This is a genomic window from Sporosarcina saromensis, from assembly GCF_054901285.1.
On record NZ_CM142738.1, the window covers coordinates 2,007,328 to 2,033,051 of the forward strand.

Annotated in this window: 35 protein-coding genes; 28 read left to right on the forward strand and 7 right to left on the reverse strand. The window is 39.1% G+C overall.

What is annotated here, in order from left to right:
- The first annotated feature begins 13 nt into the window (after positions 1 to 13).
- From ACVHUV_RS10015 to ACVHUV_RS10090, 16 genes are all read left to right on the forward strand, one after another.
- Complete coding sequence (locus ACVHUV_RS10015) at positions 14 to 589, forward strand: NUDIX hydrolase (RefSeq protein WP_317941876.1); 576 nt, start codon at positions 14 to 16, stop codon at positions 587 to 589.
- Positions 586 to 1,122: a Rossmann-fold NAD(P)-binding domain-containing protein gene (locus ACVHUV_RS10020; protein ID WP_317941875.1), complete on the forward strand. Its 537-nt coding sequence runs from the start codon at positions 586 to 588 to the stop codon at positions 1,120 to 1,122. The genes ACVHUV_RS10015 and ACVHUV_RS10020 overlap by 4 nt, the downstream gene beginning before the upstream one ends.
- A gap of 15 nt (positions 1,123 to 1,137) precedes the next feature.
- Entirely contained in the window at positions 1,138 to 1,722 is a 585-nt protein-coding gene (locus tag ACVHUV_RS10025) for a ribonuclease FAU-1 family protein (RefSeq protein WP_462084504.1), read from the forward strand.
- A 34-nt stretch (positions 1,723 to 1,756) separates the two neighbouring features.
- Positions 1,757 to 2,236, forward strand: coding sequence for a tetratricopeptide repeat protein (locus ACVHUV_RS10030; protein ID WP_317941873.1), 480 nt, complete (start codon positions 1,757 to 1,759; stop codon positions 2,234 to 2,236).
- 42 nt (positions 2,237 to 2,278) lie between these two features.
- Complete coding sequence (locus tag ACVHUV_RS10035) at positions 2,279 to 2,575, forward strand: DUF2087 domain-containing protein (protein WP_317941872.1); 297 nt, start codon at positions 2,279 to 2,281, stop codon at positions 2,573 to 2,575.
- Complete coding sequence (locus tag ACVHUV_RS10040) at positions 2,562 to 3,419, forward strand: hypothetical protein (RefSeq protein WP_462084505.1); 858 nt, start codon at positions 2,562 to 2,564, stop codon at positions 3,417 to 3,419. The genes ACVHUV_RS10035 and ACVHUV_RS10040 overlap by 14 nt, the downstream gene beginning before the upstream one ends.
- 21 nt (positions 3,420 to 3,440) lie before the next feature.
- Positions 3,441 to 4,343 (forward strand): GNAT family N-acetyltransferase, encoded by a 903-nt coding sequence (locus ACVHUV_RS10045; RefSeq protein ID WP_462084506.1) that lies wholly within the window; start codon positions 3,441 to 3,443, stop codon positions 4,341 to 4,343.
- The gene (locus ACVHUV_RS10050; protein ID WP_462084507.1) at positions 4,340 to 4,933 is read left to right on the forward strand and encodes a nucleotidyltransferase family protein; all 594 of its coding nucleotides are present in this window, start codon (positions 4,340 to 4,342) and stop codon (positions 4,931 to 4,933) included. The genes ACVHUV_RS10045 and ACVHUV_RS10050 overlap by 4 nt, the downstream gene beginning before the upstream one ends.
- Positions 4,923 to 6,053 carry a DNA polymerase III subunit beta gene (dnaN, locus tag ACVHUV_RS10055; protein WP_462084508.1) on the forward strand — a complete coding sequence of 377 codons (1,131 nt, stop codon included), beginning with the start codon at positions 4,923 to 4,925 and terminating at the stop codon, positions 6,051 to 6,053. Before ACVHUV_RS10050 ends, dnaN begins: the two co-directional genes overlap by 11 nt.
- 12 nt (positions 6,054 to 6,065) lie before the next feature.
- A complete protein-coding gene (locus ACVHUV_RS10060) occupies positions 6,066 to 6,545 on the forward strand; it encodes an NUDIX hydrolase (RefSeq protein WP_317941867.1) in 480 nt (159 codons plus the stop codon).
- Between the two features lie 25 nt (positions 6,546 to 6,570).
- The gene (locus ACVHUV_RS10065) at positions 6,571 to 7,020 is read left to right on the forward strand and encodes an SRPBCC family protein (protein WP_462084509.1); all 450 of its coding nucleotides are present in this window, start codon (positions 6,571 to 6,573) and stop codon (positions 7,018 to 7,020) included.
- Between the two features lie 12 nt (positions 7,021 to 7,032).
- Positions 7,033 to 7,473 (forward strand): ASCH domain-containing protein, encoded by a 441-nt coding sequence (locus ACVHUV_RS10070; RefSeq protein WP_462084510.1) that lies wholly within the window; start codon positions 7,033 to 7,035, stop codon positions 7,471 to 7,473.
- A 14-nt stretch (positions 7,474 to 7,487) separates the two neighbouring features.
- Entirely contained in the window at positions 7,488 to 7,919 is a 432-nt protein-coding gene (locus tag ACVHUV_RS10075) for a VOC family protein (protein ID WP_462084511.1), read from the forward strand.
- A gap of 158 nt (positions 7,920 to 8,077) precedes the next feature.
- On the forward strand, positions 8,078 to 8,560 hold the full coding sequence (locus ACVHUV_RS10080) for an NUDIX hydrolase (protein WP_462084512.1): 483 nt from the start codon (positions 8,078 to 8,080) through the stop codon (positions 8,558 to 8,560).
- Positions 8,538 to 8,879 carry a cupin gene (locus ACVHUV_RS10085; RefSeq protein WP_371389775.1) on the forward strand — a complete coding sequence of 114 codons (342 nt, stop codon included), beginning with the start codon at positions 8,538 to 8,540 and terminating at the stop codon, positions 8,877 to 8,879. The genes ACVHUV_RS10080 and ACVHUV_RS10085 overlap by 23 nt, the downstream gene beginning before the upstream one ends.
- Before the next feature lie 103 nt (positions 8,880 to 8,982).
- On the forward strand, positions 8,983 to 9,540 hold the full coding sequence (locus tag ACVHUV_RS10090) for a hypothetical protein (protein ID WP_462084513.1): 558 nt from the start codon (positions 8,983 to 8,985) through the stop codon (positions 9,538 to 9,540).
- A 53-nt stretch (positions 9,541 to 9,593) separates the two neighbouring features.
- Here the strand turns inward: ACVHUV_RS10090 and ACVHUV_RS10095 are convergent, their stop codons facing one another.
- Positions 9,594 to 9,758, reverse strand: a complete 165-nt coding sequence (locus ACVHUV_RS10095) for a hypothetical protein (protein ID WP_317941863.1) — start codon at positions 9,756 to 9,758, stop codon at positions 9,594 to 9,596.
- A 221-nt stretch (positions 9,759 to 9,979) separates the two neighbouring features.
- On the opposite strand from ACVHUV_RS10095, the gene ACVHUV_RS10100 reads away from it, so the two are divergent.
- The 4 genes from ACVHUV_RS10100 (at position 9,980) to ACVHUV_RS10115 (ending at position 14,053) form a co-directional block, all read left to right on the forward strand.
- Complete coding sequence (locus ACVHUV_RS10100; RefSeq protein ID WP_317941862.1) at positions 9,980 to 10,774, forward strand: VLRF1 family aeRF1-type release factor; 795 nt, start codon at positions 9,980 to 9,982, stop codon at positions 10,772 to 10,774.
- 119 nt (positions 10,775 to 10,893) lie between these two features.
- A complete protein-coding gene (locus ACVHUV_RS10105) occupies positions 10,894 to 11,580 on the forward strand; it encodes a hypothetical protein (protein ID WP_462084514.1) in 687 nt (228 codons plus the stop codon).
- Between the two features lie 83 nt (positions 11,581 to 11,663).
- A complete protein-coding gene (locus ACVHUV_RS10110; RefSeq protein WP_462084515.1) occupies positions 11,664 to 12,065 on the forward strand; it encodes a DUF4870 domain-containing protein in 402 nt (133 codons plus the stop codon).
- A 197-nt stretch (positions 12,066 to 12,262) separates the two neighbouring features.
- A complete protein-coding gene (locus ACVHUV_RS10115) occupies positions 12,263 to 14,053 on the forward strand; it encodes a S9 family peptidase (protein ID WP_462084516.1) in 1,791 nt (596 codons plus the stop codon).
- Between the two features lie 80 nt (positions 14,054 to 14,133).
- Here the strand turns inward: ACVHUV_RS10115 and ACVHUV_RS10120 are convergent, their stop codons facing one another.
- From ACVHUV_RS10120 to dpaL, 3 genes are all read right to left on the reverse strand, one after another.
- Positions 14,134 to 14,763 carry a class I SAM-dependent methyltransferase gene (locus ACVHUV_RS10120; protein WP_317941858.1) on the reverse strand — a complete coding sequence of 210 codons (630 nt, stop codon included), beginning with the start codon at positions 14,761 to 14,763 and terminating at the stop codon, positions 14,134 to 14,136.
- A 139-nt stretch (positions 14,764 to 14,902) separates the two neighbouring features.
- Positions 14,903 to 15,460, reverse strand: a complete 558-nt coding sequence (locus ACVHUV_RS10125; protein WP_462084517.1) for an SLOG family protein — start codon at positions 15,458 to 15,460, stop codon at positions 14,903 to 14,905.
- 23 nt (positions 15,461 to 15,483) lie between these two features.
- On the reverse strand, positions 15,484 to 16,704 hold the full coding sequence (gene dpaL / locus ACVHUV_RS10130) for a diaminopropionate ammonia-lyase (protein WP_462084518.1): 1,221 nt from the start codon (positions 16,702 to 16,704) through the stop codon (positions 15,484 to 15,486).
- Between the two features lie 150 nt (positions 16,705 to 16,854).
- On the opposite strand from dpaL, the gene ACVHUV_RS10135 reads away from it, so the two are divergent.
- Positions 16,855 to 17,394, forward strand: a complete 540-nt coding sequence (locus ACVHUV_RS10135; RefSeq protein ID WP_462084519.1) for an isochorismatase family protein — start codon at positions 16,855 to 16,857, stop codon at positions 17,392 to 17,394.
- A gap of 40 nt (positions 17,395 to 17,434) precedes the next feature.
- On the opposite strand, the gene ACVHUV_RS10140 is transcribed toward ACVHUV_RS10135, so the two are convergent.
- Positions 17,435 to 18,649 (reverse strand): MFS transporter, encoded by a 1,215-nt coding sequence (locus tag ACVHUV_RS10140; protein WP_462084520.1) that lies wholly within the window; start codon positions 18,647 to 18,649, stop codon positions 17,435 to 17,437.
- 140 nt (positions 18,650 to 18,789) lie between these two features.
- Between ACVHUV_RS10140 and ACVHUV_RS10145 the strand changes: the two genes are divergently transcribed.
- From ACVHUV_RS10145 to ACVHUV_RS10165, 5 genes are all read left to right on the forward strand, one after another.
- Positions 18,790 to 20,532: an ABC transporter substrate-binding protein gene (locus ACVHUV_RS10145; protein WP_462084521.1), complete on the forward strand. Its 1,743-nt coding sequence runs from the start codon at positions 18,790 to 18,792 to the stop codon at positions 20,530 to 20,532.
- 402 nt (positions 20,533 to 20,934) lie between these two features.
- Positions 20,935 to 21,375 (forward strand): YybH family protein, encoded by a 441-nt coding sequence (locus tag ACVHUV_RS10150; protein WP_462084522.1) that lies wholly within the window; start codon positions 20,935 to 20,937, stop codon positions 21,373 to 21,375.
- Positions 21,376 to 21,652: 277 nt separating this feature from the next.
- A complete protein-coding gene (locus ACVHUV_RS10155; protein ID WP_462084523.1) occupies positions 21,653 to 22,096 on the forward strand; it encodes a GNAT family N-acetyltransferase in 444 nt (147 codons plus the stop codon).
- Between the two features lie 193 nt (positions 22,097 to 22,289).
- Complete coding sequence (locus tag ACVHUV_RS10160) at positions 22,290 to 22,529, forward strand: hypothetical protein (RefSeq protein ID WP_462084524.1); 240 nt, start codon at positions 22,290 to 22,292, stop codon at positions 22,527 to 22,529.
- Between the two features lie 229 nt (positions 22,530 to 22,758).
- Complete coding sequence (locus ACVHUV_RS10165; RefSeq protein WP_371389787.1) at positions 22,759 to 23,175, forward strand: pyridoxamine 5'-phosphate oxidase family protein; 417 nt, start codon at positions 22,759 to 22,761, stop codon at positions 23,173 to 23,175.
- 45 nt (positions 23,176 to 23,220) lie between these two features.
- Here the strand turns inward: ACVHUV_RS10165 and ACVHUV_RS10170 are convergent, their stop codons facing one another.
- Both ACVHUV_RS10170 and ACVHUV_RS10175 read right to left on the reverse strand, forming a co-directional pair.
- Positions 23,221 to 23,496 carry a TspO/MBR family protein gene (locus ACVHUV_RS10170; protein WP_462084525.1) on the reverse strand — a complete coding sequence of 92 codons (276 nt, stop codon included), beginning with the start codon at positions 23,494 to 23,496 and terminating at the stop codon, positions 23,221 to 23,223.
- Positions 23,444 to 23,716: a TspO/MBR family protein gene (locus ACVHUV_RS10175; RefSeq protein WP_462084526.1), complete on the reverse strand. Its 273-nt coding sequence runs from the start codon at positions 23,714 to 23,716 to the stop codon at positions 23,444 to 23,446. Before ACVHUV_RS10175 ends, ACVHUV_RS10170 begins: the two co-directional genes overlap by 53 nt.
- A gap of 156 nt (positions 23,717 to 23,872) precedes the next feature.
- Here ACVHUV_RS10175 and ACVHUV_RS10180 point away from each other — a divergent pair, with 156 nt between their 5' ends.
- A complete protein-coding gene (locus ACVHUV_RS10180) occupies positions 23,873 to 25,189 on the forward strand; it encodes a sodium-dependent transporter (RefSeq protein ID WP_462084527.1) in 1,317 nt (438 codons plus the stop codon).
- Between the two features lie 181 nt (positions 25,190 to 25,370).
- Entirely contained in the window at positions 25,371 to 25,718 is a 348-nt protein-coding gene (locus ACVHUV_RS10185) for an ArsR/SmtB family transcription factor (RefSeq protein ID WP_317941846.1), read from the forward strand.
- The last annotated feature ends 6 nt before the right edge of the window (positions 25,719 to 25,724 follow it).

Below are 25,724 nucleotides of genomic sequence, written 5' to 3' on the forward strand. Positions count from 1 at the left end.
TGGGGGAATTACGTTGAAGAAATGGGAAGTATTAAACTCGGAGAACGTCTATCAATCACCATTTGGTAATTTACGGAGAGATACGTGCCAAATGCCGGACGGAACGATCATTCAAGATTATTATGTGAACGAATATGCAGATTGGGTAAATGCAATCGTCCTAACGAAGGAAAATGACATCATTCTCGTCGAGCAATACCGTCATCCTGGTGGAGATATATTCTTGGAAATCCCTGCAGGCAAAGTTGAAGAAGGGGAAACGTATGCGGAAGGAATTGTACGTGAGTTGCGCGAAGAGACAGGATATGTTTCTATGCAACAACCTATTCTATTAGGGGAATTCCTGGTGAATCCAGCGACGCAGACGAATAAAGTAATCACCTTTTTAATCAAAGATGCTTACTATGCGTTTGAGCAAGACTTGGATGAAACGGAAGTAATAGATGTAAAAAGGTATCCTTTTGAAAGTGTTGAAAAGATGATTCGAGAGAGACAAATTACGCAATTGTTTTCGGTAAGCGCATACTATCTAGCTAAGAATTATATAGAAATGAACAAAGGTACTCAACAGGAGGAAAAAGTCTATTGAGTCAACAGCATGTACTAGTTATCGGTGGGACTGGAATGTTAGCTGGCGTAAGCCGCTATTTAGCGAAAGAAGGATGCATCGTTTCAGTTATTGGCAGGACTATTTTAAAATTAGACCAGCTAATAGAGGATTGTCCACCTCATTCAATCTATCCTATTCAAGCGGATTACAATACGAATGAAATTTTCACAAAAGTAATAGATGCCATAAAGAATCGGGGACCCTTTAGTGTAATCGTCAGTTGGACGCCGAATTATCAAACACTTGAAAGGATTTGTGAATTGAATGAACAGGAAAATACCTTTCGACTAATCCATGTTAAAGGGAGCAGAAGGTATTTTGATGATGAAGAAATACGCATTCCACTTAATTGTAATTATGAAAAGGTATTTTTAGGATTCGTGATGGAAGCCGGAAACACCAGATGGCTGACGCATGAAGAAATAGCTGATGGTGTTATCCAACAAATGTTAGCACCAATTGAAGATCGGATTGTTGGTCAATTACATCCTTATAGTCAACGGCCAAGCTAGAAAGGTGGAAAATGCTTGCTGAAACGAAAATATGGAAGCCGGTATGATTGGAAGCGTATTGCGAAAAAAAGATATACAGAATCGTATAAGACCTCTCCACAATTTACAGGGTATATTAGTTTATTTACAATGTGCGAAGTGGTTGAACCTCTCAACATGACTTACAAAGAGAGGACTGTTTGTATTGCGGATAAGGGATACAGTTGGTTGCAACATTTCCCTGAAGGTAAGCGCTATTCTGTAACGACTGTCTTTAATGCTGAAAATCAAATCGTTCAATGGTATATCGATATTTGTAAACAAAATGGTTATTGTAGTGTGAACGGTCCCTGGATGGATGACTTATATTTAGATTTAATTGTCTTGCCAACAGGTGAAATAATAGAGAAAGATCAAGAAGAACTAGACGCAGCGTTAAATGCTCGAATTATTTCCAAACAAGATTACTTGCAAGCTTGGACTGACTTTAGTGAATTAAAAACGATGATTATAGATGATCAATTCGCCCTTCTTGAAATGACCACAACGCATTTTGATGAGCTTTCTATGGGAATTGTGGATGGACAAGAGATTCCCTACTTGCCAATGAAAGAAGGGTAACTATTCGGCAGAAGAAGTAAAGGAAGTGTATTGAATGAATAACGTTAAAAGAGCACTTCAATACCGTGATGAAGGAAAATTGCAGGAATCCAATGAATTGCTTCTTAAACTAGTAGTAAATGATCCGAATAACGCGGAATTGAATTACCAATGCGCTTGGAGTTTTGATGTGCTCGGTGAGGAAGCGAAAGCCGTACCTTATTATGAGAAAGCACTTGAAATTGGATTGAATGATTCGGATACGTTAGGTGCAACCATTGGACTTGGCAGTACATACCGAACGCTTGGCCAATATAAAAAATCGAAGTTAGTTTTCGAAAAGGGAATTGACCGCTTTCCTCACAACAATGCATTGAAAACATTCTACTCAATGACGTTGTACAATTTAGGCGAGAACAAAAAAGCAATGGAAATTCTTCTTACTTGTATCGTGGAGACTACAAATGACACAGATATAGCACTTTATAAGAGAGCTATTGGTTTCTACGCGGACAAACTGGATAAGACGTGGTAATGAAATTATAGGCATACTAATTGCCAAAAAGGACTGATTCGCTTGAATGAAAGATTTACTATTCTTGAAAGTGAAAGAGAGAAAGTATTAAAAAATTACTTTAAACAAGGCGTTGATGGACCGCTCGATATATTTCCAAGTAAAGACAAACGGAAATTTATAATTGCGCAAGAACTAATTAAACGGTTTCAAGTCGGGAAGGAGTATCAAGAAGTAGAGATAAATCGCATCTTGAAAGAGGTATATCCTGACTTTGCGACCATCAGACGCTACTTCATTGATTATGAATTCATGAAGCGGAGTGATGATGGGAAGGTGTATTGGATTGAAAGCGAATAAAATCAAGACGCTGAATGAGGAGAATTTACTGTTTATTGAAAAGGTCTTTGCAAAACATTCCGATTTATATAGTGCCTTAATTGCGAGTGCCAATTCTCCACGTAACTGTGGATTGTTTGAATTTTCATCAGGGAATCGTCGTCCACTCATTGCTTCAATACATGAAAGTGAATGGCATCCTCACTGTGTCTATACGCGTCTTGCTTATGATCTTGATGAACCTGATTTACAGTTGCTTCAATTTTGTATCGAGTTCTTGCGAGATGAATTTGATAAACCATTGTTCTTCTTACTAGATGATCGTTTCAATGCATTGGCAAGCATTCTAGTGGAATTTGGATTCCCAATGATTCGGAAAACTGAAGTTGTACATATTCAACCAGCTACACATCATAGGAATGATACCGCGCTTACAACTGTTGCGCAAATTAGTGAAAATGTCGATTGCATGAACAGTTTAGTAGAATTAAGCAAATGTACATATACAGAAACGCATGTAAGTAATCCTGTCGGCAACCATTCATTCCAATCATGGAGAGAAGTGGTTTTGGATGGATTGCTTTTGGATTATAGCTATGTTGTGCTTGAAGGGGAAAAGGTACTTGCATTCAGCTTGCTGTATGAAGGAGAGGAGAATAATTGGGAACTAGGTTGGGTAGGGGCTAATAATGATTCGAATCTATACTTATTAGATGCCATTCTTGCCCGACAACTTGCAGATGCAAAGGAAAACAAAATCGCCTTCATTGAAAAGGAAGTAGATTCAACTTGTCCTTATTCCCTTCATATTTGCAAATCGGTACCGTATGAAGTTGTTGAAACATTGTTTGCTTATGTCAACTAAACTTACAAAGGATGATAGACGATGAATATCCTCATTACACCACCTCGTAATAGGCAAGCGCTAGCAGCTTTTCTAGAAGAGATGAACACAGATCAAACAAAACACGTCGGCTATTGTGGAAATGTGAAGGAAGAGATTTACGATACGATTTCAACCGATTTTTCGGATTTGGACGTAGATCAATCCTTTGCAGTCGCTTATCAACATGATCGCATTGTTGGTGCAATCGGGCTGGATATCGACGAGGAGGACCTAAGTGCTGAAGTATGGGGTCCGTTTATTAGTGACGTAGCGGACCAGTCTAGTGTAGCTGAAGAGTTGTGGCGTAAAGTACTTGAATTTTCCGGTTTGCAACTATCAAACTTTTATTTTTTCCTCTCCAAAGAAAATCGTTTTGGACAACAGTTTGCTTTGGCACACGGAGGAGTTGAAAATGGTCACCATTCAATTCTACTTGCAAAGAAAAGTGACAAACGTGATGTAGATGGCAGTGGGATCCAGCTTTACATGTCGAAAGATTATCAAGATTTCAAGGAACTTCATGAACGTGAATTTCCGTCTACATACTTTAATGCAGAGCAAATAATTAATCGCCTAAGTGATACCCATAAATTGTTCATTGCTCGTACGAGTGACGGAAAAATGCAAGGCTATGTCTACGTGGAAGCACAACCAACACATCATGAAGGTTCGATTGAATACATTGCTATTTCCAATGACTTTCGCAAACAAGGCCTCGGTACAAAGCTACTAACCTTTGCGATGCAAGAGTTGTTTCAACATGACACCATTGAAGAAATTTCACTTTGCGTAGAAAGTGCAAACGAGCAAGCTCTGAAATTGTATCAAGCTGCAGGTTTCGAGGTGCTCCATGAGTTGATTAGTTATAAAATTAATCGTTTTAGTGGAGTTGTTTTAAGATGATCACCAATGAGTCACTCATTCAACTCATACAAGAAGACGAATGGATGTTGGATATATTAAAAAGTGCGCAGTCACTCAATCTACCGGATTGGTGGATATGCGCAGGATTTGTACGAGCAAAAGTATGGGATGTGTTACACGGATTTAGTAAAAGAACCCTCTTGCCTGATATTGATGTAATTTACTTCGATTCCACGGTGCAAAGTGTTGAACTTGAAAAAGAATATGAACAGACATTGCTTCACCTTCAACCTCATCTCCCATGGTCGGTGAAAAATCAAGCAAGAATGCATATTGTCAATAGAATTCCACCCTATGAATCATCTATAGATGCAATCTCCAAGTTTCCGGAAACTGCTACAGCGCTTGGGGTTAAACTGAATAATCATGGAAAAGTTGTCTTGGCGGCACCTCATGGTATTGAAGATGTCGTGAACTGTCAGGTGAAGCCAACACCGTACTTTACTCAAAGCGAGGAACAAATGGAGATTTACAAAGATCGAGTGATAAAGAAAAACTGGAAGGCTAGATGGAACAAGCTTGAAGTGTTTGGCATGGTAAGTAAGGAGGAATATGTCCGTGAATTTTAACGTAGATCATTCGATAGTATCGACAGTTGTTTCTGAACTTCATAAAGTTTGCATAGCTAGAAGTGTAATTCCGATTCTTTCAGGCATTAAAATTGTGGCAAGTAAAAATGGATTAAAACTAACCGGTGGCAATTCAGAGATATTCATTGAAAAGACAATCCCACTTGAGCTCAATGGTGAAAAAGTAGTTGAAGTCATTGAAGAGGGGAGTGTTGTCGTTCAGTCGAAATTCATTAATGAAATACTAAAAAAGCTGCCGGGGAACGTTCATGTTCAAGCTGACCTGAATAATGCGATACGTATTCAATCCGATGAGGTAGTCATGAAGATTCCAGGATTTTGTGCTGAAGAATACCCAAAGTTACCGGAAGTCCATGCTCAACAATCCGTTGAGTTACCACTTGGAACAATAAAAGAAGCAATTCAACAAACGATCTTTGCTGTTTCAAAAAATGATGTTAAACCTGTTCTTACAGGTGTAAGGATGGAATTTGAAAAGGGCAAACTGATTTGTTTTGCGACCGATTCGAATCGAATGTCTCGCTGTGAGCTGCCAATACCATCCGAATTAAATAAAGCATTTGTTGTACCTGCTGCAAGCATGCTGGAGGTTATAAATTTGAAGGAGGCTGACGCTACGATCCTTAGCATACTTCAAGAAGGTAACTTACTTGTAATGGAAACTGAGCATACGAAACTGGTTTCGGTATTAATTGAAGGCAACTATCCAGTAACACAAGGGTTAATTCCAACAGGTTATATGTCCTCTATTACATTACATCGAAAAGCTTTACAAAATGGTGTAGATCGGGCTTGCGTTTTCTCGAGAGAGTTAAAACATAACAATGTGTTATTGAAGCTTTGTGATCGAACAACCATTAGTATTTCTTCAAGTTCTACAGAAATGGGCATGATTGAAGAACGACAGAAGGTTGTACATATGGTGGGGCTGGATTCATTCGAAATCACGCTTGATGGCAAGTATTTAGTAGAAGCGTTAAGAGGAATTAAAGAGGAGTTTGTTGAAATACAATTTAATGGTGCTATGAAGCCGATTGTTATTAAACCGGCACAAAGTAATACATATGTACAGCTCATTTCACCACGCCGAACACATTAAGAGGAGGCCGTCATGGGATACATAGAAGACTTGCGGAGCATTGTAGGACACCGACCGCTCATTTTTGTTGGATCGGTCGTAGTTGTGGTCGATAAAGTAGGGAGAATTTTATTGCAGCAAAGAAAATTTCCAGAAGGCGCTTGGGGCATTCCAGGAGGATTAATGGAACTAGGTGAATCGACGGAGGATGTTGCAAAACGTGAATTGTATGAAGAAACACGTTTACAGGTGGAGGAACTAACATTAATCAATGTCTACTCTGGACCCGAGCACTTCATAAAAGCGGCAAATGGTGATGAATTCTATGTCGTAACGACTGCCTATTATGCAGAGCATGCAAAAGGGGACGTCGTCGTTGATGAAACTGAGTCGTTCGCTTTCCATTATTTTTATCCCAATGAATTTCCTGAAGGAATTGTGAAAAGTCATCAAGCGATATTGGATGAATTTCTGTTGAAACATTATTCGTCTTTACGTGTAGTTGCTAAATGACAAAGAACATACGAGGAGAATGAATATGAAACAATGGACAAAGGAAATTGAAATTGATGCACCGATCGAACATGTATGGAAGTACTTGGACGGTTCTTTAGAGAATATGCAAAAAATCATGCCACAAGTGGTTTCAAATGACCCGGTTTTGATTACCGAAGAGGTAGTTGGCAGTGTGTATTTACAAAAATATCGGGAAGGCAAACGTGTCATGGAGTATGAAGTAAAAACGTTGGAGTATATAGATTCTCCTAATGAGAAAAAGCTGAAAGTAGGTTTTGCGCTTGCTAATATGTTTGACATTACAGCTCGCTATCAATTAATCAAGTTGAATGAAGAGCAAACGAAATTAATTTATACAGCAACAAATGATCCGTTAAAATGGTTTGTGAAATTATTCTTGATGTTTGCAAACGATAAAGTCGTTGTCGAATTTGTCGAACGTGTAAAACGAGTAGCTGAAAGTGAAAAGTGAGGGGAAGCAATCATGAATGAAGCAGCAAAGACCTACTGGGAAAGCTATTGGGGTGACAAAGAACCACCAGCATCTGTAAGTGCCTGGATGTTCGGAGATACACCTGATGAGCTTGCACAGTTAGTCATTGACCAGAAAAAAACAGCAACATGCTCAGCATATATTCTGTATGAATTAGAAAATGAACCACTTCCTACAACTGAGGATTACAGTGTAATTCTAAACAGTCAAGAAGAACCCGTTGCAATCATAAAAACTGTGAACGTTGAAATCGTTCCGATGAATGAAGTGACTGAAGAATTTGCATTGGCGGAAGGTGAAGGAACCTATGAAGAATGGAAAGCCGCACACGTTCGCTTTTTCAAACAAGAATTAAAAGAAGTCCATCGGTCGTATTCGGAGGATATGCTCCTTGTCTGTGAAAGATTTACATTGATTGACGTAAAAAAATGAGTGGAGGTATGGGTATGAGTCCAAAGTTAGAAAGAGTAGGTACGACATATATTCCGGTAAAAGATGTGGAGAAAGCAGCCCAGTGGTATGTAGAAAAACTGGATGCGCAGTTAAATTATCGGGATGAAGATAAGGCGATATTAAACTTAGCCGATCAAAGTTTCTTCCTCGTAAAGTCAAAAGAAAACGAAACGGCGAACTTCTATGATGAGAAAGGGAACGAGCGTTTTTCACTTACTTTTGAAGTAGATGGTTTACAAGCGTTAGAAAGTTTACGTGAACATTTCATTGAATCTGATGTAACAGTAGGTGAGATTGAAAATAGAGGGCATGCCGGCCGCAATTTTGTCTTTCAAGACCTAGATGGCAATCAATATGACGTGTGGAGCGAGTTAAGCCCTTCATTTAAAAATCGACAACGTGACGAAAGTCTAACCAACAGCTGAATCAACTGATTTTGTAGTTGGACAGTAGGAAAACAATCTTAAGACAGAATGATGGTATTACCACTTTTTACTGTATTAATTTGTGTAAAATACGGACTTATATTATAGATGTCAGTATTACTATATATATATTATTAACCATCATTAGGGGGATTCACTTGGGCTATGTTAGTAAACTCAGAGAACTCATCGGTACACATCCTATTATTATGGTAGGAGCCAATGTATTGGTAGTGGATGAGGAAAATCGATTGCTTTTACAATTACGAGCGGATAATAAATGTTGGGGTTTACCTGGAGGATCAATGGACCTCGGTGAATCCTTAGAAGAAGTTGCAAGACGTGAACTCTTCGAAGAGACTAATTTAGTAGCTAATGAATTAACATTATTTAATATTTTCTCTGGTGAAAAATTCTACTATAAATATCCTCATGGTGATGAAGTATACAATGTCGTTGCAACTTTTGTTTGTAAAGATTATGAAGGGGAAGTAAAGAAGGAAGAGCTGGAAGTGTTGGACTTGAGATTCTTTCCAATCGAAAATCTTCCTACAAAAATTAGCCCACCTGATTTTCCGATTATTAACCAATACGCTGCTAGTCAAGGAGGCATGAAAGGTGAAGATTATTCGATTAGATGAAATACAAGGGAAAAGCATTAGCCAATACGACTCTAATTTCATCATGAGAAAAATCCTTATGACCGATAAGAACGCTCATGTCGGAATGATGCAGCTGGATGAAGGGGGAATCGTAGGTTACCATGATGCAACAGTTCCACAACTGCTCATCATCCTCGATGGGGAAGGTTGGGTCCGTTCCGGAGAAGATGAAAAAGTAAAGGTCGTAGTAGGGGATGTTGTTTTATGGGAAAAAGGGGAAGGTCACGAAACGACTTCAGATCAGGGAATGAAAGCAATTGTTATTGAATCAGAAGGATTGGATTTTGGTTCGTTTTAAGGAGGATGAACGAATAAGGTAGATTGCATTTTTCGTATAAGGGGCATTGTTTTTCCTAAACTGGAGATAATAAACCCAAATACAATATTGGGTGTTGAAATCGGTGAAAAGGAAATTTCTTCTTGTGGTTTTGTTTAGTATAGGATTTTGTGGCTTGCATGATGAATCAATAAATGCGAAAACAAACGTTCCTCCTTCTTTTGAGGAGAAAATTACTGAAGGTAAACAACTCACACCTATAGAAAGCCAATTAATGTCTTTTTTGAATGGTTTGATGGTAAACGAGCCAAAACAAGCTATTGAGTTATGGATATTAGGTGTGAATAATCGTAGTGGTGCTGTTCAATATGCGATGTTGTCCCCAGCGCTCCGCAAACAATCAAGAAGTAAATTTGAGGAAACTCATTGGATAACAGGTCAGTCTAGTCCTTCAGTTAGTAATTTTCGTTTCACCAACGTAGAAAAGCTTAGCGAAACGCAAATGCGATATACTGTAGTATATGATTTATTCGCATCCTATGGAGACTTTGGTGGAGGACAGAAGATGATAACCGTGGAGAAGAATTTAGAACCTTTTTTAGAGTATTGGTTTATTACATCCATCCTAACAGAATATAACGAGTGGGAAGCATTTACACCAGCTGAGACGGTTGTCAAATAGTACACGTAAACCCCGCACTTCCATAGCAAATAGAAGTGCGGGGTTGTTTTTCCTTATGGCCATCTAACTTGTTTTTTCTTCCTTCTGTCTTGGCGTAATTCTGCAAATTCCTTTGCGATTTCCTCTTGCATATCTTTCGGTTTGATCTTTTGATTTTTAGGTGTCTGTGGCAAGGAACTTGCGTTGTTTCCTCCCGTTTTGTGCTCGTCTTTTCCCACGTCTAACAGCTCCTTTCATAAGTCGTGTACAATATAATATGGCTTTGGAAATCGTTTTTTATGCTTAGATGATTGCCGGCTGTATGGAAGGATAACTAGATGTAAATCATATTGGCATCCTTTTTCCATGGAATAAAATCCACAAGTGCTTGCTTTCGTTTTATGATATCGTCGTTGGGGTATGCTACAAAAGAGCATACTTTTAAGGAGGTTCGGGATACATGTCACTAAGTGAAGAATTGAAAAAACTTAAAGAATTTAAGTGCGATTCACGTTGTGTGTTGAGTGTTTATTTGAACACAAACCCTGCTGACCCGGAGCAACAAAACGGTGCCTGGAGAATTCATTTGAAAAATGGATTGAAGCGGATCACCGAGTATTTGGAAGCCTCTCAAGATGAAAAGGAAATAAAAGCGTATAAAAAATTGAAAGACAAAGTGATGAAAGAAATTGAAGACAATCAAAACGACTTAAACAAAGGCGTCGTAATTTTTGCTGCTGATGACCCTGAACTGTGGTCTGTTCATTATGTTCAAGTACAAGTGAAGACGAGTTTTCATTGGGAAGACCATCCGGTCGTTGAAGAAATGGAATATATGTTAAAAGCATATCCTGAAGCGGGAATTGTATTACCAAGCTTTGGTGAAGTGCGCATCCTGGACACATCAATGGGCTTTGTAAATGGCGAGAAGTCGTATGCGTTCGATTCAGGATTAGAAGTATGGAGAGAGCAGAAAGGGTTAAATTCATCCTATCAAAGAGGAACTGGTGGCAGCCATTCCGATGATTTGGATCAGCGCTTAAAAGAAAACTTAGAACGTTTTTATAAAGAAATGGGCGAGATTGTTGAGAAGATGAGGAAAGAATTAAAATGGAAAGAGATCTATGTCGTCGGTGAGGCTGAACTTGCCAATTCTTTTGCAAGTTCATTAAAAGAAAAACCAACGAATTGTATTAACAAAAATTTAATTAATGTAGAACCAAGAAAAATTCTACATCAAGTATTTGAGAAATAAGGACACTTATAAACCGTTCCTCATATGAGGAGCGGTTTTGTCTTGGTTGCCGATAGCCGGACGGAATGAAGATTTTCGACATATCATACAGAAATGAGAAGACAAGGAGGTTGAATGAAATGGGGCTATTTATCAATAAGACACATCACCAATATCTTCTGGCAGGCAGCCGTCCATCTGACGAATCCAATCAACAATCCTATCGGTCTGATTCCTTGTCAGAGCTTTTAAAAGAGCAGAAAAACGTACTGGAAGCGATGAAAAATCAACAACAAGCAATTGAAAAAAAGGTTGGCAAACAGCATCGCCTTCAAACAGACCGGTGGACGACGACGAGGATGCGAATAGATGAAGTGTTGGACAATCAGGAACAACAATTCCAATTCGAACAAGATGCTCTTCAAGCGATAGAGCAATTACAACGGCAAAATATAAATCTTCAAGATGTATTGCAACAAAAAAGTTCAGTACATGACGAACTCGTTCATCAAATTGAAACGTTGACTTATTCGAATGAACAACTAATGAGTCGGTTAAACAAGCTTGATGAGGACCAAGAAGTGATGTTGAGTAAGATGGACGAACAAATAGAAAAGCAAAATCAATTTGCAACAAGCCTACAAGAACAAAAAACCGTTCAATCTAGAATTGTTGAGCGATTAGACAATCAAGAAGGATTGATTGATAAAATCTTGAGGCAGCTAGATTACTTTCGTTCGATATTGTACGAACGCACACATTTCATCTCTGAAAAAATTGACAACAGTATTTCGTTCCTGAGTAGTAGAAAAACAGAATCAAAATGAACGATTCTGACCAAGAAAGCTGATGAAATTCGGTATCATTCTCTCTCTACGTCAATATAGTATGTAGAAGGGGAGGGAAGGATTTGTCGACAGAAGAAAGAGAGTCTAGAGAACAAACAGAACCAAAAACAGAGTTATTACCTGCATCTGCAGAAGCAGAGAAAAAAACATCTATTGGGTTGACTGAAAATGTAGGAGGAATGCTTAGTTATATTTTCATTATCGGGATTGTCTTTTTATTTATCGAAAAAGAGAACCGATTCATCCGTTTTCATGCATTGCAGTCCATCTTTCTGACAATAGCTGTCTTTTTAGCAAGTGTTGTTTTAGGATTTATTCCAATTATCGGTTGGGTTGCAAACTTGTTGTTAGGACCACTTGCTTTTGCGTTAGTGATTTTCATGATGGTGCAAGCGTATCAAGGGAAGTTTTATAAACTGCCGTTTATTGGAGAATTAGTGGAGAAACAACTTGATAGTGTTTGATGAGAGAGCTGTCCCCGTGATGAAGGACAGCTTTTTCAATTTGTTAGTATTTACTAAAACTCGTTATAAATAATTTGCAATTGCTATTTATAATTAAGGCGTAAATTATTACGCTATTCTCTAAAAAGTGAAAAGTAGATTAAGATAATGCTATACTTAGTTGCATGTAGGAAAGTACCTAAAAAGGGGATGAAACAATGGTCGTATTTGCACAACCGACAGTGGAACAGTTTTTTAGAACGTATGCCATAACCAATTTTGCGCTTAACAGTGACGAAACGAAATTGATTTTCAATACCAACTTGAACGGAAAGATGAATTTGTGGGCAATGGATCTTCCTAGCTCGTATCCGTATTTATTTGCTCAACGAGATGAATCTTGCAACTTTATAAAATTTGGACCAGCAAATGACTATGTACTTGCTGGGTTTGATAAAGATGGCGATGAAAATTACCAAATCTATGCGATTCCATTTGAAGGTGGCTTACCCCATCCATTAATAACGGGCGAACCGAATGAGAAATATTATTTTAGTCATTTAAGTGAAGATGGAAAACGCATCTATTATGTCACTTCAGAAGATAATCCGTCGTACTTGAATACACATATGCGTAACTTGGAGACGGATGTAGATACACTGATTCACATTGGAGAAGTGTCACCGACTGAGCTTGCTGCTGTGTCGGATGATGAGAAGGCATTTGTTTATTCCCAAGCGTTTGCGAATACGTATGTCGTCAGTTTTGTGAAACTCGGTGAAGATACATTTCATTTAACGCCTGATCATCAACAAGTACATGTTGCGTATGACGCAGTTTTTACAGACAATGACACGATTCATTTTGTGACTGATTATGAAAGTGATCACAAGTATATCGCGAAATTTGAGTTATCCTCGAAGACCTTTACAAAAGTGTTAGAGGTCGAAGGGGAAAGCATCCAAACGATTAAGTGGAATAAAGAGAAGAACGATTTGTATTTCTTAACGACGAAAGGTGTAACTGATCAGCTCTATCGCTATTCGCTCATCACTGCTTCTATTGAAGAGTGCAAGCTCCCTGTCGATGTGATTGATCAGATTCACTATACAAAGGCCGGAAATATCTATGTATTAGGAAGAAGTGCAACGGTGCCGCAAAATATTTATTCGTCTATCGACGGGAAAGTGTGGAGTCGTCTGACGGAAAATCGAGTACTTGGTGTGAGCGAAGAAGGTATGGTTGAACCGGATGTCGTTTCGTACAAATCATTTGACGGTATGGAAATTGAAGCATTGTTATTTAAAGCGAAGCCTGAAAATGACAATGGTTTTACAATCTTTTGGCCACATGGCGGTCCACAAGCGTCCGAGCGTAAGATGTTCCGTTCAATGTTCCAATGTTTCTTACATCGTGGCTATACAATTTTTGCGCCAAATTTCCGAGGAAGCACAGGCTATGGTTCTGCATTTACAAAGATGGTCGAACAAGATTGGGGAGAAGGTCCTCGCCTTGATTGCCTAGCAGGAATAGACTGGCTCGTTGATAACGGCATTACGGATAGTGATCGTCTTTTCCTTGTCGGTGGTAGTTATGGTGGTTACATGGCATTGCTTTTACACGGACGCCATGCAGAGCGCTTTAAAGCTGTAGTTGATATTTTTGGACCATCAGATCTATTCACGTTTGTCAATTCAGTCCCTCCGCACTGGAAGCCAATTATGGAACGGTGGTTAGGTGACCCTGAACGTGATAAAGAACGTTTCATCAAAGATTCACCTGTTACGTATTTAGACGGAATGACGAAACCAATGCTCGTTATACAAGGTGCAAAAGATCCACGTGTCGTTAAAGAGGAATCGGATCAAATCGTTGCCAAATTACAAGAAAAAGGCAGAGATGTTGAATACCTTGTTTTGGATGATGAAGGACACGGATTCTCTAAGAAAGAAAATGAGATTAAGGTGTATTCGCTTATGCTTGATTTTTTGGAAAAGCATCAGCAATAAAAGGGAAACAGCTATTCTCCAGAGAAAGGTACTGGAGATAGCTGTTTTTCTTTACCATCAATTTTCGAATACTGACAAGCCTACTTTAATTTTTGGCATGTAATCATCGTAAATGTAAATGGTGGCTTATCTGTATGATTCTTATTTGGTTCAATTAGTGTAGTTTGCTCGATCAAACCGTAATTTTTGAATTCTTGAGTAATGGAGTCTGTGTCATAAAAGAACATCCGCAATCCTTCCATTAGTTCATAATAGTCTTCTCCGAGTTTTTTCCCTTTACCATACATCGGAGCTTCCTTTGAAATCGTGGTGAAAACCATATAACCGTTTGGCTTTAAAGAATGATAACATTCTTGTATAAGCTTTTCCCGATCTTGTTTGTTCAATAAATGAATGAGTGCATAACAAAATACCCCATCGTAAAGTTTGTCGTCAAAGGGCATTTCAGTTACGGACCCGTGGAAAATTCTGTTCGTCACGCCATGTTGTCTTGCTAATTCAATCGCTGTTTTTGAAATTTCTATCCCTGTTACATTGATGCCGTTGTCTGTAAATATCTTTGCATTTCTGCCGTAGCCAAAACCGGGAATTAATACATCCACAACATTCTTTTCAACAAAGAGATTCTTTGTTAGGATGGCGGCTTCTGATGGTTCAAATCCCCACATCAATTGGTTCTCAGTAAAGCTTGATTCCCAAAACTCTGTCATAGTTTGAACTCCTTTTATGTTTTGCACATGTTGTCTGATGAATGATAGTACGTATATCATAGTTAATACAATTACATTGTTTACGCTAGAAATATGAATCAAGCAGTACTAACGGTTTTATAACCATTGATAACCCTTCTTACTCCCAATCTTGTCGCTGCATATCTTCGGCAATTAACTGAAGATCATCCGCTGCAATCGTCAGCACCTCATAATCGCTTTTCTCTGCATAACTGACCGCCATCTTTTTCATGAACTTCGGCGAGCCATCATTTTCTTCGTCGTAAACAATTAAAATGGCATCTGAATTGCGTAATAGGAATTTATCCCGCTCGATGAATTGCCAAGGTGCTTCATAGGGGCGTTTTGTCAAACTGACTGTGTAATCCGCATGTGCGAGGATGAATTCATACGCTTGTTTTTTCGCATCGTTCCAGTTTTTCTCCTGCTCTTCGAATGGTGTGATAACAGCTAGCTGTAGTTCAGGAAAATCGTCTTGCAAGTCAATGACCGTTTCAGCTGCCCACGTTTCAACGCCAGGCTGTCCGCTAATGATGACCCATTCAAGTCCACTTTCCAGTAGGGGAATCATTCGGCTTTCCAATGCTTTCTTAATGATGGCAATCCCCTCGTGCTTATCATTGAAAATGCCTAACTCATGTGCTTTGTATCCTGTTATGACAAGACGTTTGATCATTTGCTCATTCCTTTTTACTTTGTTTAGTACGATTCCAAATGTGAAGGGTGATAGCCTTTCCAAACTACATCCAAATAATGCTGGGCATCCGTATTTCCTTCCGTACTGACGAAGAGTAATCGAGACTCATTGTTAATAGCTAACGCATCACAAATTGCTTTACCTTCGTCAGTTGTTCGTAAGTAATACAGTAATCCCATCGGTATCGCGCCTGATTCTCCTGAAATGATACGCGGGTCGTTTCCAATCGGATTGCCTAATACACGCATACCAAGAGCGGCTAAACTGTCAACGCAGGAAAACGAGGCAGTAGCGGCCTTTTTCAATAGTTCATAAGCATGTGTATTTGGTTCACCACATGACAAACCAGCCATAATTGTCGCTAGATCGCCAGTCACATGTTCAATGTGGCCGTCATGTGTCGTCAACGAACGGAAATAGCAATCAGCTGCGGCTGGTTCAACGACTAAAATCTTTGGTGGATTAGTTGGGTAGGCATTCATCATTGCCGCAGCAATGGACGCTGCAAAAGAACCGACTCCCGCTTGTAAAATCAAATGTGTAGGAGGTTCTGGTAGCTCCTCAATCATTTCATATGCAATGGTTGCATACCCTTGCATGATCCATAATGGAATTTCCTCGTAACCTTCCCAACCTGTATCTTGTACGAGTACCCAACCATTCTCTTCAGCAAGTTGAGCACACATACGAACCGTATCATCATAATTCATATCAGTTATGTACGCTTCTGACCCTTCAGCTTGAATGGCCTGCAACCGTTGCTGGGAAGCTCCTTTTGGTAAATAAATGACTGAACGATGACCTAGCTCTTTCGCAGTCCATGCGACACCCCTTCCGTGATTGCCGTCAGTTGCTGAAATGAATGTCAACTCGCCAAGTTGTTCGCGGACAGCAGAAGACGTTAAATCTGAAAATGACAGTGTAGAAATGTCTTTATTCAATGCTTGAGCGATGTAGTTGCCCATCGCATAAATGCCTCCCATTACTTTAAATGCGTTCAAGCCAAACCGATTCGATTCGTCTTTTACATGTAATTGGGCGATTCCTAAATGTTTAGCTAGATCTTGGAGTGAAACGAGTGCCGTCTTTGTGTAAGAGGGGTGCGACTGTTGGAACTGGTAAATCGAACGGATTTGTTGATCGTTAAATTGGGATAGTGCTTCATCCATAGCAAGATCTTTGGTATGGAAACGATTAAGCGTCCATTTTAAGTGTGTATTCATCTAACATCCTCCTCATCATCTATCTATGCATCTATTATACTGTAATCCCGTAAGAATGCAGTTTAATGGATTGTCGGATGATTTGCATTATAGTGATTTATCATTATGATAGAAGGTACTAGTGGTAGTTGGGAAAGGGGATTAAGGAGAATGAATAAGAGAGAACAAACTGTTTTTGTGTTAGTAGATGTACAAGGAAAACTGTCTGAGATTGTTCATGAAAGTGTGAAGATGCTCACAAATTTGCGCAAGCTCATTCAAGGCTTACAAGTACTAGGAATACCGACATTATGGCTCGAGCAATATCCGGACGGTTTGGGGCCAACAAATGAAAAGATCGCTTGCCTGTTGGAAGGGAACACACCTATTTCGAAAATGACATTCAGTGCTTTTAAAACAGATACATTTAAAGAGCAGCTACAATTACTGAACCGCAATCAAGTTCTCATTGCGGGTATCGAAACTCATATATGTGTCTATCAAACGGCAGTAGATTTACAATTAAATGGATATGACGTTCAAGTAGTAGAAGATGCTGTGTCGTCACGTACGAATGAAAACAAAGAAGTAGGATTACGAAAGATGGCGGCGTTAGGGGTACAAGTCACAAGTGTTGAAATGGCGCTCTATGAATTGATGGAGCGAGCGGATGATCCTGCATTTAAACAATTGCTCAAGATTATTAAATGATGTAAAACGGTCTGCCTAGAATCGTTGGCAGACCGTTTCGTTACGTTAATTTCCTAAAAGGATGAAAGAACAAGCGTAAAAACAGAACGATGAATATGCACATGGAAATAACAAATAGTACACGAATTGGTAACCACTCCGCCCATAAACCGGCTATGAAAAGACCGAATGGTAACGTTAACTTCATGAGCATGGAGGACGTTCCTGCAACCCGACCTAATAAGTGATTTGGCGTGAATTCTTGTCGAATTGTAAAGTAGACAATATTGGACAGTGTCGTTGAGAACGTCCGGATTCCTAACGAAAGACCAATCGCCCACCACGTTTGTGCGAAAATAAGTAACCCCATCGATGCAATATCAAAAAGTAAGGAGTATGTATAGATGACACCTCTACCGAACCGTTTTCGAATGCTGCTAATCACACTTGCGCCAATGAGCCCCCCGATTGCTGAAAGAGTGAACATGAAACCGACTTGTTTTGAATCTGCACCAATTTGATCGGTAGCAAAAAAGATGAGTACACCGATGACGAGACTGGATGCAAAGTTACTAAAAAGCACGGTAATCGTTGGTGTTAACAATGTTTTATTGCTAAAAAGCTCATCGATTCCTTCTTTCATGTCTTTCCAAATGGAATTTGAAGTCTCTTTTTGTTTCACAACGGGTGGAACGTGTAAGAAATGCATACATACATGCATGATGACAATACAAATCAAGTAAATGGTAAGTGTAGATGTATAGGAAAAAACAGCTAGCAGTATGCCAGCAATTCCTGGACCGATCATCCGAATCAATGTGTCGATAAATGAAAGTGTTGCGTTAGCTGACGTAAGTTGCTCCTTCGTCACAATTTGCGGAAGAACTGAATGATTGGCATTACCAAACGTATAACCAGCCGATGATAAGACAAATCCAAATACATATAAATGCCAAAGTTCAATATGATTTGCAAGCAACAAAGCAATGATGCCGCACATCGAAAGGACTTGTATAAAACTGGTCCAAACCATCATCTTCTTTCGGTTTAGCCGATCAACGAGCGCTCCAGCGAGCATACCTAAAAAAATATTAGGGAAAAATTCAATCGCCCGCATCATACTCATTGATAATGCAGATTTGCTTAAATCGTAAATGAGTAATGGTATTGCAATGCTATACATTTGCATGCCAAAGCTCGAAAGTGTAGACCCTCCCCACAAAAACAGGAAGTTTCTGTTTCTCCATAACGGACGTTGTAAAACTGCAGCCTTCATAGTACCCCCTCCAAATTTTTCAAACGCTTATTGTAAGTGTAGAATAGTAAAAGGTGCATAAAAAGTGACCACTAGAAATTTCGTTGTTCACCTTTTAACAGTTACATGTATGGACGCCATGCGAAAGGAAGTAGATACATATGAAATACGTTGAGTACTTACTCGAATTGACGGGCCATTTTCTAGAAGACGATGAAACAGAGACATCAATTTCTGCGCTTGCAGGTATTTTGAATTGCTCAGAGAGACATGTAAAAACGATTATGCAATCGCTACAAAATGATGGTGTTATTGAGTGGCAAACACAAAGGGGCAGAGGGAAAAAGCCTAGATTGACCGTCAAAATGTCAAGAAATACTGTTCTACTCATACAAGCAAAGAAAAGAGTAGAAGTTCAACAATATCGTGAGGCATTCAAGCTAATGGAATCGCTGGGGCGTGTAGAGCAAGAGGAGTTTCGTAAATGGTTTTCTAATCATGTAGGGTTAACGCACAAAAGGGAGAAAGATGCTTATGAAGTAGATGTATTGCGCTATCCATTCTATGAAACGAGCCTAATCATGGACCCCTTATGGACGACATCACGTCACGATGCACATATGGTTCAGCAAGTATTTGATCGACTTGTGGAATACGATGCAGTTTCGGAGCAATTAACGTCAAGTATTGCTCGCCATTGGGAATCAGAAGATGGAAAGCTTTGGACATTTTATTTACATAAAGGTATTACGTTTCATCATGGAAGAGGGCTTACGAGTACAGATGTCCAATCGACGTTTTCTAGGTTAATGGATGAAAAGGATTTGTTTAGAACGATAGACAAGATAATTATCTGTAATCGGACAGTAATCCAATTTATGTTAAAGGAAGTAGACTATCTCTTTCCTCGAAGTCTAGCAAGTACAAAAGCGTCCATCGTGCCAGTTGAGATTGTGACAGACAATCCGGAGAAGTTTAAAGTCTTTCCGATTGGCAGTGGTCCCTATAAGTTGACAGTGCATGACGAAAACCTAATTCGACTTGAAGTGAATCAATCCTATTTCTCGGAACGTCCGTGGTTAGATCAAGTAGATATCATTAAAACACCTGCTCAATATAAGGTGGAAGCGGGCCATCCATTTTTATTAGATGCACCAGATGCTACGTGGAGGCAAGTGAAACGAGTAGAAGATGGGGCAAGTTATATTTCGTTTAACTGTATAAAAGAGGGTCCCATTCGCCAACAAACTTTGCGGAGAACTATTTGTGAGAGGCTTCTACCAGGAGCTATTCGAAATGAAGGACTGGACAAAGAAACAGTTGCAACAAGTTTTATCTGGAAGCGATCAGAGCAATGTCACTCGGAAACAGTGTTTAGCAGCAACGATTTCACGTACAAAGGCCCTGCTTTACGAATCGCTGCTCAGCAAATCCGTCCAGGCGCTAATCATTTAAGAGCTGCCAAGCATTTACAAGCACAGCTTCATACAATGGGCATTGAATCGACAATTGACCTAGTTGAGGCATCACACTTAAGTTCAAGTGAAAATTTGGCGAAATATGACCTTTTTGTTTGCGGGATATTGTTAGGGGAAGATCGGCTATTATCTCTGCTTGCAACGATACAGTCATCACATTTTACAATTTATCCAACAGTAGATGATCGCACAAAGAAAAAAATTGATGAGAAGGTTAGGGAAATTAGATTGTCTCAGGAGGAATCTATTCGCTGGATAAAGTACTTTGAAATTGAAGAAATACTGAAATCGATGCATGCAATATTCTTCTTAAATCATCGATTCCATGCTGTCTATGAACCAGAAGATAGTCCATATGAGGGCATTCAACTAGATAGTAATGGACGAGTGGATTATCGCAAAGTGTTGAGGAGGTGGAATAATTAATCGCAAATTGGACTGTGAAATAACTTTTGTAAGCTGACCAATTTTAATCAATAATCGTATCTTGCTGCCCATTTAACAAACCAATTGACCAGGCAATCTTTTTAGCAACATCAATTGCTAGTGCTGCATTAACTGGTGGCAAGCGCGGACAATGAAATTAATAGGATGACTGTAAAAAGTGCCCTGTCCTTTATCGGATGAGGCGTTTGTTATATTTAACGATTTTAGGAGGTTTTCCTATTAACGGGAGCGAATTAAATGAGTAAGAATCAGGGAAGAGTAGCTTGTTCTTATTCAACTAAAGAAGTAGGTTGGTAGAAGAAGGGAAAAAATGTCGTTTATAGTATTGAATAATAGTAAAACATGCTTATTACTTCGAACTCAGTAAAGGGGATGCGCTTAATGACTAATGGATTTTTAAAAGTATTAGACGTTCTTGAAAATTACAAAACAGCAGTTTACGAAAAAGATGTTGGGAAGTTCTTATCCATGTATGCTCCTGAAGTGCATATTTATGATTGCTGGGAGAACTGGGAGAGCAAGGGTATTTCTTCATGGGAGGAAAATGTGTTGAAGTGGTTTAATGGATTGAGCGATGATGGCGTTCTACTTAAAGCTGAGTTTAATGAAATAGTAGTTGAAGAAGATTCATATCTCGCAATTGTTCGTTGTGCTATAAATTATGCAGCTTACCAAGAAGAATCCGGTGAGAAACTTCGTCAACTGACAAATAGGTTCACATTTGGATTAAAAAAAGTGAATGAATCTTGGGTCATAGCTCATGAACATTCATCATTGCCTATAAATACGGAAACCGGTAAGGGAATTTTAAACATAACGTAAAAAATATACTATTTTCGTTGCTGATAAAGGGATTGCTACTCCAATTCCTTTATTTTTTAAAAATAATGGGTGCTTTACTTGAAGATCAATGAGTAGCTTAGAATGCTCATTTTTCTTGTTCATTTAACGGGACAGTTTAGTTTAAGAGTATTGTTTAACTTGTGTTCAACAATCCGGAGCAATTCTCAAACCATGAATTGCGCTATTCCATCAATAGAGCCAATTAGTTTGATATGTAAAATCTTATTGCAATAAAAAAGGGGAGAAACTTTGATCAATGTTGGTAGAATTAAGAGCAATTAATGAAGATAATTACGAGGAGTGTTTGAATTTACGTGCATCAGTTACTAATGATGACTTTGTAGATTCTGTAGCGTGGTCTTTAGCGGAGGCGTGGGTGTTTTACGATGCTTCTCGTCCCTTTGCGATTTATGCCGGTGATGTGATGGTGGGCTATGTTCTAATGTATATAGGCGAAAATAACCCTCAAATCATTAATTTCATGATCGATAGCGATTTTCAAGCACAAGGTTATGGTGCGGCTGCTGCTAAGCTTTGTGTTGAATACCTGTGTAAAGAGTGCAACGCAAGTAGAATTTCTTTACCAGTTGAACGTGAAAATAGCGTTGCTCAAAGGTTTTGGAGTAAGGCGGGCTTTGAGATGACAGACGTCATGGAGAATGGTTATTTCTTTATGCGGTTATACATACCGGAAAACTGAGCTTGAAGTTAAGTGCCGTTTTCAAATGAGATGACATACTTTCTTTTTGAGGTTGCACATATGCTACCGAAAGAGATGGAATGTGTACCGTAATCTGTTTTACGGAGAACTACCTTATCGGGGAATATTGGTAATGGTTCATCTCAAAATAAAGGATTGCTAAGAGTATGGCGGCGAGGAAGTTAGATAAAGTATGGAAGAATCATGTTCATTAGAAAATGAACGATGGGGCATTGACCTACAGCTTTTATCAGCAACTAAAACAATTTTAACCCCAATTATTTTACAACAAAAAACCACCACCCTAAAAAGGATGGTGGTTGCTCATTTGGTTTTAAAAAGCCGCCTTTGCCGTATAGGTTTCATAGAAAGTTTTAAACCACCACTCCTCAAAGTGGGTGTTCGCAAAAACATTCCTGTATGTCCCGATTGATAATTGAACCGGGCCTGCCATTCCTGTTCTTATATAAACTCCCTTTTACAGCTTAAAGGTTAAAACTTAATGTGTATACGAACAATGCAGCTCATACGTATATAATACGCAACATGCGTTTAAATATCAATGAGAAATTTTTCCTTATTCTACGAGTAGGTCTGTCGATGTTTAGTTTTTGCCCAATATAGGAAGAGTTAGAGGAGAGACATAAAAGGAGTGAGTGAAAATGGATGCAAAAGCGACAGCAAGAAAGATTTTAGATGAAAGTTTAGTCGGGACAATGGCGACCGTCAAAGGAAATAAGCCATTCAGTCGGTATATGACATTTTTCAATGAGGATTTCACTCTGTACACAGCGACATCGAAACAGACGGACAAAGTGGAGGAGTTGGAAGCGAACCCAAACACGCATATTCTCATCGGTTATAACGGAGAAGGCTATGACGATGCATTCCTTGAGATTATGGGCACTGTAAAGATTTCTGACGACGAAAGCTTGAGAGAAAAAGTGTGGAACGAGCATATGAAACCTTGGTTTTCAGGTCCTGATGATCCTGACTTAATTATCTTGAAAGTGACGCCTGAATCGATGCGTCTCATGAATAAAAAAGGCCAACCGCCACAAGACATTCAATTTACTTAAGCTAAAAAATCCCTTGCGTAACTTTATGCAAGGGATTTTTAGCATTCACTTATTTAATTTCCACGTTGCATAATTTAAACCTAACGCAAAGACAACCCATCCGATATAAGGAATCATCAACGTACCAGCAGTGTTGTCCACTTGATAAAATTCATAGGTCGTCAAGGCAATCGTTGCTAATAAAATTGTCATTTCTATGAGGGCAGTTCCCCGCAATCCCCATTTGAAAAACAGAAAAGACCACAAATAGTTCAACCCTAGTTGAATTTCATATGAGGGAATGCTTGTCGGTTCTTTGTAACCGATCTCTTCTTCGTTCAACGCGATATTTTGCCAGCCCCATCATGCCATATAAGGTTGTCCATGCAATCGGAAAGACAGCCGGTGGTGGAGAAAATGAAGGCTTTTCAAGTCTTTTATACTTCTCTTGTGCGTTCCGATTGGCGAGCCAACCCGTAATGGAGCCACCGATGATTGGCAACAATATGCCAACAGCAACCCGTTTACGATCCAAGCGGCCATTCACTTTCAAAAGTTCCATTTTACTACCTCCTCGTACTGTAGAATTCCCTTCTTTTAGATAGACAAACCAGAAGCGCTTTATTTCCGAAATAATAAAAATAGTACTGATTCCTATGTTGGTACGGTATACTAATACAAAATTCAGTGGTTCACTGGGAATGAAGTGAGTGATTAGATGAAACAACGTGAACAATGGACGTCCAAAATTGGATTCATATTAGCGGCAGCGGGAAGTGCTATCGGACTTGGTGCAATATGGAAGTTTCCGTATATGGCTGGAATGAATGGCGGAAGTGTATTTGTGTTACTATTTATTTTTTGTACATTAGCAATTGGATTGCCGATCTTACTTGCTGAATTTGTCATTGGAAGAAGAGGGCAAAGTGATGCGGTCACTTCACTATCAAAGCTTGCTCCGAAAAGTAAATGGCATTGGATTGGTTGGATGGGACTAGGTTCTTCCTTTATCCTGTTGTCTTTTTATAGTGTTGTAGGCGGTTGGATTCTTTCGTATTTAGGCAGGGCATTGTTGTTTAAGCTGGATTTGACGGATTACAGTAACCTTTTTAATACGATTATTGCCAATCCAGTTGAAGTGCTCATCGCACAAGCAGTCTTCATGATGTTGACAATTTGGATAGTCCAAAGTGGCATAAAAGGTGGGATAGAACGTGCTAGCAGCTGGATGATGCCGTTATTGTTCATATTCTTCATCGTCTTAGCGATTCGATCATTGACGCTTGAAGGGGCAATGGAAGGAGTTCGTTTTCTTTTTGTACCTGATTGGTCCTATTTAAATGGAAAGACATTACTAATGGCACTCGGTCAAGCCTTCTTTTCTTTGAGTGTAGGGGTAACTGCAATGATGACGTATGCATCTTATTTATCAAAAGAAGAACGACTTGGCCAATCTGCTTTTAATGTATCCATCCTTAACATTGTTATTTCGTTATTAGCAGGAATTGTCATTTTCCCTGCAGTGTTTGCACTCGGACAATCACCTGCAGAAGGCCCTGGACTTATTTTCGTCATATTGCCAGCAATATTCAATGAAATTCCTTTTGGGGCATTTTTTTTGATTATCTTTTTTGTATTAATGCTTTTTGCCACGTTAACGTCTTCGATTTCTATGTTGGAAATTGTTGTGTCGACTGGTATTCGTAGCAAATACAGCCGGAGAAAACAAGCAGCTTGGTTGTTTGGAATTCTTATTTTTATCGTCGGCATTCCAAGCGCTTTATCATTTGGTCTGTTGGCTGATATTCAATTACCAGGCGGAACGTTCTTTGATTTTGCGGATATGTTGACAAGTCGCTTCGGATTGCCAATTGGTGCACTTCTCATTTCAATTTTTGCTGGACACGTGTTAACTTCGGCACAAACGAAAGATGAATTGCGTATGCATCCTTTCCTGCATAGCGCATGGAAGTTCATCGTGCGATTCATCGCACCTGCTGCGATTGTCATAATTTTTATCGCTGCATTTTTTTAAACGAAAGCCGCTTACAAATCAGGTAAGCGGCTTTCTTATGCATCTAGTATGTCTGTGTTTCATGGAAATGCAATTGAGAGAAATCGATGTGTTGATTAAGCTGTTTACAAAGCTTAACAAAAAACCCCTTGCGTATATAAGCATATAATTATATGATGTTAATGAGGAAGGGGAGAGAACGATGGATAGGGGAGAAGTCATTGAGTTTCAACGTGCTTCACAATTGTTGAAGTTATTGGGAGATAAAACCCGGTTAACCATGATGAAATTACTTCAAACACATGATTGCTGTGTGTGTGAATTTGTAGCAATTTTTAACATGAGTCAGCCGGCAGTTAGTCAACACTTGCGTAAGTTGAGAGATATTGAATTGGTAAAGGAAGAACGAAAAGGGCAGTGGATTTTTTACTCCATTAATACAGAGCATGAAGATTATCCTTTCATTCAGAGTATCCTTGCTTATCTGCCCGAACAGGATGAATCGATAGCAGCGCTAGAAACACAAGGATTACGCATTATATGCGAGTAGGGAGGA

What these genes read in the sequence shown, in the direction of transcription:
- ACVHUV_RS10030 (WP_317941873.1), top strand. Translation starts at nt 1,757, where the DNA reads ATGAATAACGTTAAAAGAGCACTTCAATACCGTGATGAAGGAAAATTG.
- ACVHUV_RS10045 (WP_462084506.1), top strand. Translation starts at nt 3,441, where the DNA reads ATGAATATCCTCATTACACCACCTCGTAATAGGCAAGCGCTAGCAGCT.
- ACVHUV_RS10050 (WP_462084507.1), top strand. Translation starts at nt 4,340, where the DNA reads ATGATCACCAATGAGTCACTCATTCAACTCATACAAGAAGACGAATGG.
- ACVHUV_RS10060 (WP_317941867.1), top strand. Translation starts at nt 6,066, where the DNA reads ATGGGATACATAGAAGACTTGCGGAGCATTGTAGGACACCGACCGCTC.
- ACVHUV_RS10065 (WP_462084509.1), top strand. Translation starts at nt 6,571, where the DNA reads ATGAAACAATGGACAAAGGAAATTGAAATTGATGCACCGATCGAACAT.
- ACVHUV_RS10070 (WP_462084510.1), top strand. Translation starts at nt 7,033, where the DNA reads ATGAATGAAGCAGCAAAGACCTACTGGGAAAGCTATTGGGGTGACAAA.
- ACVHUV_RS10075 (WP_462084511.1), top strand. Translation starts at nt 7,488, where the DNA reads ATGAGTCCAAAGTTAGAAAGAGTAGGTACGACATATATTCCGGTAAAA.
- ACVHUV_RS10100 (WP_317941862.1), top strand. Translation starts at nt 9,980, where the DNA reads ATGTCACTAAGTGAAGAATTGAAAAAACTTAAAGAATTTAAGTGCGAT.
- ACVHUV_RS10105 (WP_462084514.1), top strand. Translation starts at nt 10,894, where the DNA reads ATGGGGCTATTTATCAATAAGACACATCACCAATATCTTCTGGCAGGC.
- ACVHUV_RS10115 (WP_462084516.1), top strand. Translation starts at nt 12,263, where the DNA reads ATGGTCGTATTTGCACAACCGACAGTGGAACAGTTTTTTAGAACGTAT.
- ACVHUV_RS10120 (WP_317941858.1), bottom strand. Translation starts at nt 14,763, where the DNA reads ATGACAGAGTTTTGGGAATCAAGCTTTACTGAGAACCAATTGATGTGG.
- ACVHUV_RS10125 (WP_462084517.1), bottom strand. Translation starts at nt 15,460, where the DNA reads ATGATCAAACGTCTTGTCATAACAGGATACAAAGCACATGAGTTAGGC.
- dpaL (WP_462084518.1), bottom strand. Translation starts at nt 16,704, where the DNA reads ATGAATACACACTTAAAATGGACGCTTAATCGTTTCCATACCAAAGAT.
- ACVHUV_RS10135 (WP_462084519.1), top strand. Translation starts at nt 16,855, where the DNA reads ATGAATAAGAGAGAACAAACTGTTTTTGTGTTAGTAGATGTACAAGGA.
- ACVHUV_RS10140 (WP_462084520.1), bottom strand. Translation starts at nt 18,649, where the DNA reads ATGAAGGCTGCAGTTTTACAACGTCCGTTATGGAGAAACAGAAACTTC.
- ACVHUV_RS10145 (WP_462084521.1), top strand. Translation starts at nt 18,790, where the DNA reads ATGAAATACGTTGAGTACTTACTCGAATTGACGGGCCATTTTCTAGAA.
- ACVHUV_RS10150 (WP_462084522.1), top strand. Translation starts at nt 20,935, where the DNA reads ATGACTAATGGATTTTTAAAAGTATTAGACGTTCTTGAAAATTACAAA.
- ACVHUV_RS10155 (WP_462084523.1), top strand. Translation starts at nt 21,653, where the DNA reads ATGTTGGTAGAATTAAGAGCAATTAATGAAGATAATTACGAGGAGTGT.
- ACVHUV_RS10160 (WP_462084524.1), top strand. Translation starts at nt 22,290, where the DNA reads ATGGAAGAATCATGTTCATTAGAAAATGAACGATGGGGCATTGACCTA.
- ACVHUV_RS10165 (WP_371389787.1), top strand. Translation starts at nt 22,759, where the DNA reads ATGGATGCAAAAGCGACAGCAAGAAAGATTTTAGATGAAAGTTTAGTC.
- ACVHUV_RS10175 (WP_462084526.1), bottom strand. Translation starts at nt 23,716, where the DNA reads ATGGAACTTTTGAAAGTGAATGGCCGCTTGGATCGTAAACGGGTTGCT.
- ACVHUV_RS10180 (WP_462084527.1), top strand. Translation starts at nt 23,873, where the DNA reads ATGAAACAACGTGAACAATGGACGTCCAAAATTGGATTCATATTAGCG.
- ACVHUV_RS10185 (WP_317941846.1), top strand. Translation starts at nt 25,371, where the DNA reads ATGGATAGGGGAGAAGTCATTGAGTTTCAACGTGCTTCACAATTGTTG.